Origin of the sequence: Sulfitobacter sp. (genome assembly GCF_039977885.1) — a bacterium.
Lineage (GTDB): Bacteria > Pseudomonadota > Alphaproteobacteria > Rhodobacterales > Rhodobacteraceae > Sulfitobacter.
The window spans coordinates 266540-278674 of record NZ_JBDWCI010000008.1 but is presented as its reverse complement, the minus strand read 5'-3'; the positions used below and the strand labels follow the sequence as shown (position 1 = coordinate 278674).

Annotated in this window: 11 protein-coding genes; 6 read left to right on the top strand and 5 right to left on the bottom strand. The window is 57.1% G+C overall.

The window, feature by feature from the left end:
• Positions 1-137: 137 nt before the first annotated feature.
• The 5 genes from ccoP to ABJM03_RS05970 all read right to left on the bottom strand — a co-directional run bounded on the left by ccoP (position 138) and on the right by ABJM03_RS05970 (position 4460).
• Entirely contained in the window at positions 138-1001 is an 864-nt protein-coding gene (gene ccoP, locus ABJM03_RS05990) for a cytochrome-c oxidase, cbb3-type subunit III (RefSeq protein ID WP_348416343.1), read from the bottom strand.
• On the bottom strand, positions 994-1242 hold the full coding sequence (locus tag ABJM03_RS05985) for a cbb3-type cytochrome c oxidase subunit 3 (RefSeq protein ID WP_348416341.1): 249 nt from the start codon (positions 1240-1242) through the stop codon (positions 994-996). The genes ccoP and ABJM03_RS05985 overlap by 8 nt, the downstream gene beginning before the upstream one ends.
• Positions 1243-1253: 11 nt before the next feature.
• The gene (ccoO, locus tag ABJM03_RS05980) at positions 1254-1979 is read right to left on the bottom strand and encodes a cytochrome-c oxidase, cbb3-type subunit II (protein ID WP_348416339.1); all 726 of its coding nucleotides are present in this window, start codon (positions 1977-1979) and stop codon (positions 1254-1256) included.
• A 10-nt stretch (positions 1980-1989) separates the two neighbouring features.
• Positions 1990-3606 (bottom strand): cytochrome-c oxidase, cbb3-type subunit I, encoded by a 1617-nt coding sequence (gene ccoN / locus ABJM03_RS05975; protein WP_348416337.1) that lies wholly within the window; start codon positions 3604-3606, stop codon positions 1990-1992.
• Between the two features lie 122 nt (positions 3607-3728).
• Complete coding sequence (locus ABJM03_RS05970) at positions 3729-4460, bottom strand: Crp/Fnr family transcriptional regulator (RefSeq protein WP_348416335.1); 732 nt, start codon at positions 4458-4460, stop codon at positions 3729-3731.
• A 52-nt stretch (positions 4461-4512) separates the two neighbouring features.
• On the opposite strand from ABJM03_RS05970, the gene hemN reads away from it, so the two are divergent.
• From hemN to urtE, 6 genes are all read left to right on the top strand, one after another.
• Entirely contained in the window at positions 4513-5868 is a 1356-nt protein-coding gene (gene hemN, locus ABJM03_RS05965) for an oxygen-independent coproporphyrinogen III oxidase (protein ID WP_348416334.1), read from the top strand.
• A gap of 294 nt (positions 5869-6162) precedes the next feature.
• The gene (urtA, locus tag ABJM03_RS05960) at positions 6163-7452 is read left to right on the top strand and encodes an urea ABC transporter substrate-binding protein (protein WP_348416332.1); all 1290 of its coding nucleotides are present in this window, start codon (positions 6163-6165) and stop codon (positions 7450-7452) included.
• A gap of 80 nt (positions 7453-7532) precedes the next feature.
• Positions 7533-9482, top strand: a complete 1950-nt coding sequence (gene urtB, locus ABJM03_RS05955) for an urea ABC transporter permease subunit UrtB (RefSeq protein ID WP_348416331.1) — start codon at positions 7533-7535, stop codon at positions 9480-9482.
• A gap of 4 nt (positions 9483-9486) precedes the next feature.
• Positions 9487-10653, top strand: a complete 1167-nt coding sequence (gene urtC / locus ABJM03_RS05950) for an urea ABC transporter permease subunit UrtC (RefSeq protein WP_348416329.1) — start codon at positions 9487-9489, stop codon at positions 10651-10653.
• Positions 10650-11399 carry an urea ABC transporter ATP-binding protein UrtD gene (gene urtD / locus ABJM03_RS05945; RefSeq protein WP_348416327.1) on the top strand — a complete coding sequence of 250 codons (750 nt, stop codon included), beginning with the start codon at positions 10650-10652 and terminating at the stop codon, positions 11397-11399. The genes urtC and urtD overlap by 4 nt, the downstream gene beginning before the upstream one ends.
• On the top strand, positions 11392-12087 hold the full coding sequence (gene urtE, locus ABJM03_RS05940; RefSeq protein WP_348416326.1) for an urea ABC transporter ATP-binding subunit UrtE: 696 nt from the start codon (positions 11392-11394) through the stop codon (positions 12085-12087). The genes urtD and urtE overlap by 8 nt, the downstream gene beginning before the upstream one ends.
• Positions 12088-12135: the final 48 nt, after the last annotated feature.

Sequence of the window (12135 nt, the reverse complement as noted above, 5' to 3'; positions counted from 1 at the left end):
CTGTTCGCATACTTAAAAGTAGTATCTGCGGGATGGCTTTGCCTTGATCTGGATCAAGCAAAGCCCTGAAACGGGTTTTGTTTTGCGAACAGGTCCGTTTCAGGGCAGGGGCGGCCATGTACTGGCCGCCTGTCTGTCTATTCGCCTCCTCCTAGAGAATGCACATAGACAGAAACAGCGCGCACATCGGCGTCAGACAGGCGTTGGCCCCATGCAGGCATCACGCCGTAACGGGCATTGCGCACGGTATGCTCCAGCGTTGCGCGATCCCCGCCATAAAGCCAAATCGCATCCGCAAGGTTCGGGGCCCCCAGATCACGGTCGCCCAAAGCTGTGTCGCCATGACACGAGGAGCAGTTATCAGCAAAAATCTCGGCACCCTGCGCCGCAAGCGCGGCATCGTGGTTGGGGGAGGACAGGCTGATCACATATTCCACCACACCTGCGATCTGGTCATCCTCAAGGATGTCGTCAAAGGCGGGCATTTCAGAATAACGGGCGTCAAGGTCGGTCTCGTTACGGACACCATGGGTGACGGTCGCAACGATGTTGTCGATGTCACCACCCCAAAGCCAGTCATCATCCAGCAGGTTGGGATAGCCTTTGGCCCCGGCTGCGCCAGCACCGTGGCATTGGCTGCACTGGGCACGAAAGACGGAGGCCCCGCGCGCCGCGGCGTAGCGGTGCAAATCATCTGTGGGCGGCAGCGCGTTAAGATCGACGGCCAGCAGATCGCTCTCCAGCCCTGAATTCAGCGCATTATGGGCTGCGATATCCTTGGCCACTTCGGCGCGGGTAGAATAGCCCAGCAAACCGGATGTGGCCCCCGATATCATGGGCCAGGCAGGATAGGCGATGGTATAGCCGATGGCCCAGACGATACAGGCATACAGTGTCCACAACCACCAGCGCGGTAGCGGATTGTTCAGCTCCTCGATACCGTCCCAGCTGTGGCCTGTGGTTTCGACGCCGGTTTCGATGTCGGTTTTCTTCTCAGCCATTAGAGCGTCCTTTCGGGTCGAGGCCAGCTTGGGCGCTGCTGCATGAGGCACAGTTTTTGGTGCAGTCTGTTTCCAACGAGGAGACAGGTCCCTCATTGCGGAAAGGGATCATCTGTGCCTCCCGACGTGCGCTGCTTTGACTGGGCAAAAAGGCCCAGATCGCGGCACCGGCAAAGAAGCCGAACATGGCCAATAGCACCCAGCTGTCGGCAATCTGGCGCATAAGGGAATAGGTATCCATAAATCTGCCTCCTAGCGGCTAGCATCTGGTGTGAAGGTCGAGAAATCGACCATGGTGCCAAGCACCTGAAGATAAGCGATCAATGCGTCCATCTCGGTCAGGTCGTTTTGCCCGTCAAAGTTGGCAATGGCCGCACCGGGATAACGCTCAAGCATGTCGTCGTAATCGCCATCCGGATTGGCCTGTACGTAAAAGTCAGCCGAGGCCTGTTCGATCTGTTCGTCGGTGTAGGGCACGCCGACAAAGCGGTGGGTGCTCAGCAGGTCTTCGATGTGCTTTGCGTCAATACGTTTATCCGCAAGGAAGGCGTATTGCGGCATCACGCTTTCGGGGACTACGGATTGCGGGTCCATCAGGTGATCCACATGCCACGCGTCCGAGTACCGACCGCCAACACGGGCCAGATCCGGCCCCGTGCGTTTGGACCCCCATTGGAACGGGTGGTCATACATGCTTTCTGCCGCCAATGAGTAATGGCCGTAGCGCTCGACTTCGTCGCGCATGGGGCGGATCATCTGGCTGTGACAGGTATAACAACCTTCGCGCACGTAGATGTCACGACCCGTCAGCTCCAGCGGAGAGTAGGGGCGCACGCCCTCTACTTCCTCAATTGTGTTTTCCAGCCAGAAAAGCGGTGCAATTTCCACGATCCCGCCGATGGTGACCACCAGCAGTGAGAACGTCAAAAGCAGTGTCGGGCTTTTTTCAAGGATGGCGTGTTTATCAAGAAATGCCATGATTGGTTCCTTACTCTGCCGGTGTTGCGTTGAGGGTGGGCTGTGGCATGGGGGCCTTGGCTGGCGCACCTGCGCGGATGGTCATCCACATGTTCCAGCACATGACGACCGCGCCGCTCAGGAAGAGGATCCCGCCCAGACCACGCACCACATACATCGGGAACTTGGCGCTCACGGTGTCGGCAAAGGAGTTCACAAGGAAGCCTTGATCATCCACTTCGCGCCACATCAGACCTTCCATGATCCCGCTGACCCACATGGAGGCGGCGTAGAGAACGATGCCAAGGGTTGCCAGCCAGAAGTGCCAGTTGATCGCGGCCATAGAGTGCATTTGCTTGCGGCCCCACAGGCGCGGCGTCAGGAAGTAAAGCGCCCCGAAGGTGATCATCCCGTTCCATCCCAGCGCGCCGGAATGAACGTGCCCGATGGTCCAGTCGGTGTAATGCGACAGGGAGTTGACCGCGCGGATCGACATCATCGGCCCTTCAAAGGTCGACATGCCGTAGAAGCCAAGGCTGAGCACAAACATCCGCAGGATCGGATCGGTACGCAGCTTGTCCCAGGCACCTTGCAGCGTCATCAGGCCGTTGATCATGCCACCCCATGAGGGCATCCACAGCACGATCGAGAACACCATCCCAAGGGTCGCGGCCCAGTCGGGCAGGGCGGTATAGTGCAAATGGTGCGGACCCGCCCAGATGTACAAGAAAATCAGCGCCCAGAAGTGGATGATCGACAGTTTGTAGGAATAAACCGGACGGCCTGCCTGCTTGGGGACAAAGTAATACATCATGCCAAGGAAACCCGCAGTCAGGAAGAACCCCACAGCGTTATGGCCGTACCACCACTGGGTCATAGCATCCTGCACACCCGAGAAGACCTGCACAGATTTGCTGCCCCAGATGCTCACGGGGATGCTGAGGTTATTGACCACATGCAGCATGGCCACGGTGATGATGAAGCTGAGGAAGAACCAGTTGGCCACATAGATGTGTTTCTCGCGGCGTTTGAAGATCGTGCCGAGGTAGACCGCCAAATAGGTCAGCCACACAACAGTGAGCCAGATATCAATGTACCATTCAGGCTCTGCATATTCTTTGGATTGGGTAGAGCCGAGCAGATAGCCGGTCGCGGCCAGAACGATGAAAAACTGATAGCCCCAGAACACAAACCATGCCGCCTTGCCGCCCCAAAGGCGCACGCCGCTGGTGCGTTGCACCACATAAAACGAGGTGGCGATCAGCGCGTTACCGCCAAACGCAAAAATCACCGCAGAGGTATGCAGCGGGCGCAGTCGGCCAAAGTTGGTAAAGGGTTGACCCCAGTCAAAGTTGAGCGCGGGAAAGGCGAGCTGGAAAGCGATGAAGGTGCCCACCAGAAAACCCGCGATACCCCAAAACGCAGTGGCAATAACGCCTGCGCGGATCACCCCGTCAAAATAACTGCCGTCCTCGACCACGGGGATCACCGGCTCGTCAATGCCGCGCAATACCCAGATGAACATGCCCGCGGCGATAAACATCACAAGCAATGCGTGGAATTGGTAGGCGGCGTCATGTGCCCAATTGACGCCAATGGCGGCAAAGAGCGAGACAAAGCCCAAAAGAATTAATTTTAAGTAGGCCATATAGACACCCTCGATCTTTGACAGAGCGCCATCGCGCCGCTCCTGTTCGCAGGGTGTTTTTATATGCTCGGGGAATCGCCGCCTTGATCTGGATCAAGGTTTCGTGAGGTGGGGGGCGCTGTTTAGCTGACAAACCCGCCATCGGCATCGTCGCCGGTGGCTTCTTGCAGGGCAGGCAAATCCAGAACCTGCAGATGGTGCCGGTCAGAAAAGGCGATCACGCCCTCTTTTTTCAAGCTGCTAAAGTGACGGCTTACCGTTTCCAGAGTTAGCCCGAGGTAATTGGCGATCTGGTCACGGGTCAGATAAAGCGTGATGAGCCTTGGGGCATCTTTCTGTTCGACGTGGCTACGTCGGGCGAGCATCTCAACGAAAGTTGCGATTTTCTCGCGTGCAGTTTTGCGGCCCAACAGCAGCATCCATTCGCGCGCGGCGTCCAGCTCGTCCAGGGCAAGCTCCATCAGGCGCTGGGCGACATGAGGCGTGTCCTCCACCAGCTTTTCAAAAGGCGAGCGGTTGAAGCAGCACAGGGTGACATCGGTTGTGGCGGTGACATCGAATTCGATCTCGGTGCGGCCGGGGCGGCCAATGAAATCGGACGGCAACAAAAGCCCCACCATCTGGGTGCGCCCGTCTTCAAGCGTTTTGGAGAGCGACGCAGCACCCGTCACCAGCGAGGCGACATACTCCAGCGGCTCACCGCGCCACAATATAACATCCCCCGCAGCAAAATGCCGGTAGGTTTTCATACTGTTGAGTATTTCAAGCTCATCCGAGTCGCAGCGCGCACACACCGCACGGTGCCGGATCGGGCATTCCTGACAGCGCACTTCGGTGATGTTGGGTACTTGCATTTGTTGATCTGCATCAATGTGAGTTCTATCTGTCTGATCTACTACTACGTGCATGACCAGATTCGAGCAACTTGAAAAACATGGGCTTTTTGACGCGCGGGTGCCGCGTTATACAAGCTATCCACCTGCCAACCACTTTGTGCGCGGCGCAGGGCAGCGGCATCAGGCGGATTGGCTGCGCACCGTTCCTGAAGGTTCGGCTGTTTCGGTCTATATCCATATCCCGTTCTGTAAGCGGCTTTGCTATTTCTGTGCATGCCGGACGCAGGGTACGCGGACAATGCGGCCGGTCGAAGCCTATCTGGCAGTGCTTGTTCAGGAACTCCACGCTGTGCGGGCCTTGTTGCCTGCGGGGCTGAAAATGGCGCGGTTGCATCTGGGTGGCGGCACCCCCACGATCCTGAGCTCCGCCGCGATGCACAATGTGCTAACGGAGGTGTTTGCCAGCTTCGACGCCGCTGATGACATCGAATTCTCGGTCGAGATCGACCCGACCGAAGCGGCACCCGCGCTGCTAGAAATCCTTGCGGAATTTGGTCTGAACCGTGCCAGCATTGGGGTGCAGGATTTTGCCCCGCAGGTACAAGAGGCGATCGGGCGCCAGCAATCATTTGCCCAGACCCAAGCCGTGGTGGAAAAACTGCGCGCGCTGGGTGTGCCCAACATCAACCTTGATCTGCTGTATGGTTTGCCACATCAGACAAGCGATAGCTTTGCCAATACGCTGGATCGGGTTTTGTCATTGGCACCGGACCGATTGGCCATTTATGGCTACGCCCATGTGCCATGGATGTCCAAACGACAGGTCATGATCAAAGAAGACAGCCTGCCTGACACCCATGCCCGTTTCGATCTCGCCGAGATGGCAGCGCAGGTGTTTACACAGGCGGGCTATCTGCCCATCGGGATTGATCATTTTGCCCTGCCTTCGGATGGGCTTGCTCAGGCGGCCAAGGAAGGTAGGCTGCGCCGGAACTTTCAGGGGTATACGGACGATACCGCACCAACGCTGATCGGATTTGGTGCATCGGCCATCTCGCGTTTCTCCCAAGGATACGTGCAAAACGCGCCTGCGACCTCGGCCTATCTTGACCGCATCGCACAAGGCGGCATGGCCGGACACAACGGCTATGCCATGCAACATGCCGATGGATTGGTTGCGCGGGTGATCGAGGAGCTGATGTGCTGCTTTATGTTCAGCGAAGACAGATTGAACGCCGAATTCCCGAACCAGCGCGACACGATCCATGCCATTGGTGTTTCTTTGATGCGTCAATTTCCGGATGTCTTTTTCATTGCGCACGGCGGGCTGCAATTGCGCGATGATGCCAAGCCTCTGGTACGGATCATCGCCAGTTGCGTGGATACCTTTGTGAGCAAACAGACCGCCCATGCCAGTGCCATTTGAGGCACCGCGTTCGTCTGCGGTTTTCTCGAGGCCTAATTTTTGTGCGAGAGCCTGTTAATTGAGCGGCGAAGTTCGGCGCTCGTGTAAAGTTTCGCAAACTCTTTACTAAAATGCTGGATTGAGGGGAGCCTATGTCTCCACATGTCCCTGCCCGAAAAGGGTGGATACGTCGCGCTGGGGCCTGCTCCGTCTGTGCGGCTATAACATAATTGTTGCGGATATCTGGTGGGGGGATCGGGCTTCCGAATGGGAAGTGTGCCGTACCGCCAAGCCTGTGCGCGACGACTAACAGGGATGAAAATGATGACAATGAAACTTTCCACGATGGTTACAGCAGCGCTGCTGGGTTCCACTGCCATGGCTGCCGCAGAATGTGCGGAGCCGGTCAAGGTAGGCGTGCTGCACTCGCTTTCAGGGACGATGGCGATTTCCGAGACAACGCTCAAAGACACCATGCTGATGCTGATCGACAAGCAGAACAAGGCAGGCGGCGTTCTGGGCTGCCAGATCGAAGCGGTTGTCGTTGATCCGGCCTCTGACTGGCCCCTGTTTGCGGAAAAAGCCCGCGAGCTGCTGACGGTGAACGAAGTCGATGCGATCTTTGGTTCATGGACATCCGTTTCGCGCAAATCCGCGCTGCCCGTCCTCGAAGAGCTGAATGGTCTGATGTTCTACCCTGTACAATACGAGGGCGAAGAGAGCTCCAAGAACGTATTCTACACCGGTGCCGCCCCCAACCAACAGGCGATCCCTGCGGTGGATTATTTCCTCGAAGAGCTGGGCGTTGAAAAATTCGCGCTGCTGGGCACGGATTACGTCTACCCGCGCACGACCAACAACATTCTCGCGCAATACCTGCAGGACAAAGGCATCGCCGAAGAAGATATCTTTGTGAACTACACGCCCTTTGGTCACTCTGACTGGGCGACGATCGTGGGCGATGTTGTTGCATTGGGCGAAGACGGCAAACAGGTCGGCGTGATCTCGACCATCAATGGCGACGCCAACATCGGTTTCTACAAAGAACTGGCCGCGGCTGATATCTCTGCCGATGACATCCCTGTGGTAGCTTTCTCTGTGGGTGAAGAAGAGCTGTCTGGTTTGGATACCTCCAACCTCGTTGGCCACTTGGCTGCTTGGAACTACTTCCAGTCCGCAGATACACCACAGAACGCCGAATTCATCGCCGAGTGGAAAGCATTCGCCGGTGAGGATCGTGTGACAAACGACCCGATGGAAGCACATTATATCGGTTTCAACATGTGGGTGAACGCGGTTGAAGCAGCAGGCACCACCGATGTGGATGCGGTACGCGACGCGATGTACGGGCAGGAATTCCCGAACCTGACAGGCGGTACTGCGGTGATGTTGCCAAACCACCACCTCGCCAAACCTGTTCTGATCGGTGAAATCACCGGAGAAGGTCAGTTCGATATCATCTCCCAGACCAAAGAAGTGCCAGGCGATGCATGGACCGACTTCCTGCCAGCCTCTGCTGTGCTGACGTCGGATTGGAAAGAGCTGGGTTGCGGTATGTACAACACCGAAACCAAGACCTGCGTTCAGCTGACTTCGAACTACTAAGATATTTGTAAAAATATCGGCGCGAGGCAGGCATTGGCTTTGCCTCGCGCAACCTTAACTACCGAAAGAATACCCCTGATATGCGCTATCTTTTTTGGGCCATCACATTTTGTCTGATGTTCGTTGGGGGCGCGCAAGCGCAGGACTTGCAAAGCATTTTGCAGACCCATGCGGACGAAATTTCCAAACCTTCGCGCAAATCCGTTCATATTGCGCTTGATGATCTGGTCGGCTCGGGTTTGCCGCAGGTCACATCGTTTCTTGAGCAATGGTCTGATAAAAACGTCTGGCGCGCTGCGGACGGGACCTTTTTCATTGCAACAGAGCAAGGCGACGAGCTCGCGCTTCAAGACGTGGACAGTCAGGCGCAAAGCGTAGCAGCCAAAGAGGGATTTACCCAGCTGAAACCGAACGGCGGTGTGCGCCGCGTGATCGGTACTGCCTTGGTGCAATTCCAGTTAAGCGATCCCGATCTGTCGCGGCGTGTGACGGCGGTTGAATCGATTGCCCGCAGGCCCGAGGCCGCGCAGCTTGGCCCGCTTCTGGCTTCGATCGAGGGAGAGAGCGATAGCCAACTCAAAGCCAGAAAAATCCAGCTGGCAAATTTCATGTCAGCCAGTTTTGGCGAAACACCTCAACAGCGGATTACCGCGATCAACAGCCTGTCAGCTGACACAAGTGTCCAAGCGCGCGCGGTGTTGAACCAGATACTCAGCACAAAGGCGGGCGTCGCGCGCATTCAGCCAAATAGTTCTGATCCCGGCGTGCCCGAGGGCAACATCGCACGCATCATTGATCCTTCGTCCGCGCCGTTGACGTATTACGCCCAAGCGGTTGAGGCAGGGCTGGCACCGCAGATGACGACCCCGCAGATGATCCGCGCAGCACTCGAGGCGAACATCGTTGAGGGCCGCGTTGGCGGGGTGGCGTTGGCACAGTTGGACAATGATGCGACGCGGGCAAAAGCCTATGCCGCGCTCGCCGAGGCAGAATTAGTCCCGCCTTTGGTCACAGCCCAAACAATTGAATACACCCTCCCGTTTTATACTTTTTACGAACTCTACGACGAAGACGATGCGCAGATCACAGCAGCCGCCGAGGCGGCGCTTGCGTCGGCTGAGGCGCGGGTGGCATGGGAGCAGACAGCTGATCTGGCGCTCGACGGTCTTTCGCTGGCTTCGATCTATTTCCTTGCTGCCATTGGCCTCGCGATCACCTTTGGTGTGATGGGCGTGATCAATATGGCCCACGGTGAATTCATCATGATGGGGGCCTATACCGGCTACGTTGTGCAGCTGTTTATTCCTGATTACACCATCTCGATTCTTGTGGCACTGCCGCTGGCCTTTGCCATCACCTTTGCTGCGGGGGTGACCATGGAAAGGCTCGTGATCCGCCACCTCTACCACCGCCCGCTTGAGACATTGCTGGCCACTTTTGGCATCTCGATTGCCCTGCAACAGCTGGCCAAGAATATCTTTGGCACACAGGCGCGCCCGCTGACCTCGCCTGCATGGCTGGACGGGGCTTGGGTGATCTCGGATGTGATTGCCATCAGCTATATCCGCATCGCGATCTTTGTGATGGCGTTGATGTTCCTCGGGCTGATCCTATTCGTGCTCAAACGCACGCGGCTGGGGTTGGAAGTACGCGCGGTCACACAAAACCCCGGCATGGCCGCAAGCATGGGCATCAATCCCGACCGCATCAACATGCTGACCTTCGGGCTGGGATCTGGCATTGCGGGTATCGCAGGCGTCGCGATTGGCCTTTATGCCAAGGTGACCTCCGAGATGGGCAGCGATTACATCGTACAAAGCTTTATGACCGTGGTTGTTGGTGGTGTTGGCAATGTCTGGGGCACGCTTGCGGGGGCCTCGATGATTGGCATTCTGCAAAAGGGGATCGAATGGCTCAACCCGTCCAACACGCTGGCGGCGCAAACCTATATGATCTTGTTCATCATCCTGTTTATCCAGTTCCGGCCCAAAGGCATCGTCGCCCTCAAAGGCCGTGCGGCGGCGGAGTAACGTCATGAAAAATACATTTATCGGTCAAAACCCGTCCGTTTTGTGGTTCCTTGCAGCGCTTGGCGCCTTCACACTGGGGATCACCCTTTTATCCGAAGTAACCGGCGCGGGCCTTATCTCGACATCCTTTGTCAAAGTTCTGGGTAAAACGCTTTGCCTGTGTCTGGTGGCCATCGCGATGGATGTCGTTTGGGGCTATTGCGGTATTTTGAGCCTTGGGCATTTCGCCTTTTTCGGCATTGGCGGCTACGCCATTGGCATGTGGCTGATGTATGCGCGCACCGAAGGCATCGTTCTCGATAGCCTGTCCAGCCAGGTGATCCCGCCCACACCGCAAGAAATCTCCGACGCTATTGGGAATCAGATTTTCGGTGTCGTAGGCTCGTCCGACTTTCCGATGATCTGGAGCTTTGCGGATAGTTTGTTCCTACAGCTTGCGATGGTGGTGCTGGTGCCAGGTTTGCTGGCATTGGTATTTGGCTGGCTGGCCTTCCGCAGCCGTGTGACCGGCGTGTACCTGTCGATCCTGACCCAAGCGATGACGCTGGCCCTATCGCTCTACCTCTTCCAGAACGACAGCGGTTTGCGTGGAAACAACGGCTTGTCCGGCCTGCAAAACATCCCCGGTTTCGAAGACACCTCCCAAGCGGCGCTATCGGTGTCCTTCTTTGTCGCCTCGGCCCTCGCACTGGCGGTGGGCTATGTGTTTTTTGCTTGGGTTGTGTCGGGCAAGATGGGCAGCGTGGTCAAAGGTATCCGCGATAATGAGGCCCGCGTGCGCTTCCTCGGCTACCATGTCGAGAGCTACAAACTGTTTATCTTTACCATCACTGCCATCGTCTCGGGCATTGCGGGGGCGCTTTATTATCCGCAGGCGGGTATCATCAACCCCGGTGAAATTGCCCCCATCGCCTCGATCTATCTGGCAGTATGGGTGGCGATTGGCGGGCGCGGTCGGCTCTATGGCGCGGCAATCGGCGCTGCCTTTGTCTCGCTGCTGTCGAGCTGGTTCACAGGCGGGGGGGCACGGAATATCAATCTGGGCTTCTATACCGTGCAATGGACCGATTGGTGGCTTGTGCTTCTGGGCTTCAGCTTTGTCGCCGTCACGCTGTTCTTTCCAAAAGGGATTGGCGGCCTGTTTGATTATCTGGTGAGGAAACCGCAATGAGCATGCTCTTGGAAGTCTCGGGCGTGAGCGTTTCCTTTGACGGGTTTCGCGCCATCAACAACCTGTCCATCAACTTTGCCGAGCCAGAGCTGCGCGCCATCATTGGCCCCAATGGCGCAGGCAAGACGACCTTTATGGATATCGTAACCGGCAAGACCAAACCGGATCAGGGCCATGTCATCTGGGGAGAGCGGAATATCTCGCTGTTGGATATGTCCGAGAGCGAGATCGCGCGCGAAGGCATCGGGCGCAAATTCCAGAAACCCACTGTGTTTGAAGAACAAACCGTGCGGCAGAACCTTGCCATGGCGTTGAAGAACCCGCGTGGGCCATTTGCGGTTTTGATGCATAAGAAGACCGCCAGCAACGGCGCGCGGATCGAGGCAGTCGCCGAAGAGATCGGCCTGAGCGACAGCCTGATGCGCCGCGCAGGAGAGCTGAGCCATGGGCAAAAGCAATGGCTGGAAATCGGGATGCTGCTGGCCCAAGAGCCGCGCCTGCTATTGGTCGATGAACCCGCAGCAGGGATGACGATTGAAGAGCGTGAAAAGACCACAGATATCCTCAAGCGCGCGGCCGAAACGCGTGCTGTTGTGGTGGTCGAGCATGACATGGAATTTGTGCGCAGGCTTAATTGCAAGGTGACTGTGCTGCACGAGGGATCGGTTTTGGCCGAAGGCAGCCTTGATCATGTCACCTCTGATCCGCGTGTGATCGAAGTATATTTGGGGCGTGCACATGCTTGAGATTTCCAACCTCGATCTGCACTACGGGCAGAGCCAGATCCTTTATGATATATCGCTGAGCGCGGCCAAGGGGCAGATCACCACAGTGATCGGCAACAATGGTGTGGGCAAGACCAGCCTGCTCAAGGCGATTGCGGGCCGGCATCCGCGTTCGGGCGGGCAGGTCGGTATCGAGGGCGCGCCCCTCACAGCGACCACCGCTTTTGCCGCTGCAAAGGCAGGCATTGCCTATGTGCCGCAAGGGCGCGAAGTTTTTCCGATGATGAGCGTGCTAGAGAACCTCGAAACGGGGTTTGCTTGCCTGCCAAAATCGGACCACGCGATCCCCGCACGGATTTTCGAGCTTTTCCCCGTGCTGCGCGAAATGCAGGCGCGACGGGGGGGCGATTTGTCTGGCGGGCAGCAACAACAGCTCGCCATTGGTCGCGCGCTGATCACCCGCCCGCGGGTATTGCTGTTGGATGAACCGACCGAGGGCATTCAGCCCAATGTGATTCAGCAGATCGGCGATGCATTGCAGCAATTGCGCGATGAGGGTGAGATGGCGATTGTGCTGGTTGAGCAGAACGCCGATTTCGCGCACCGCATGGGCGACCGCTTTGTGGTGATGGAGGGTGGCCGGATCAAGCGCCATGCGCTCAAGGCGGAATACTCCAAACAGATGCTGACAGACGATCTGGCGCTCTAGGACCGCCCTGCGTGTCCACCCAAAAAGCAGAGCAGGGCATTGCGTTCC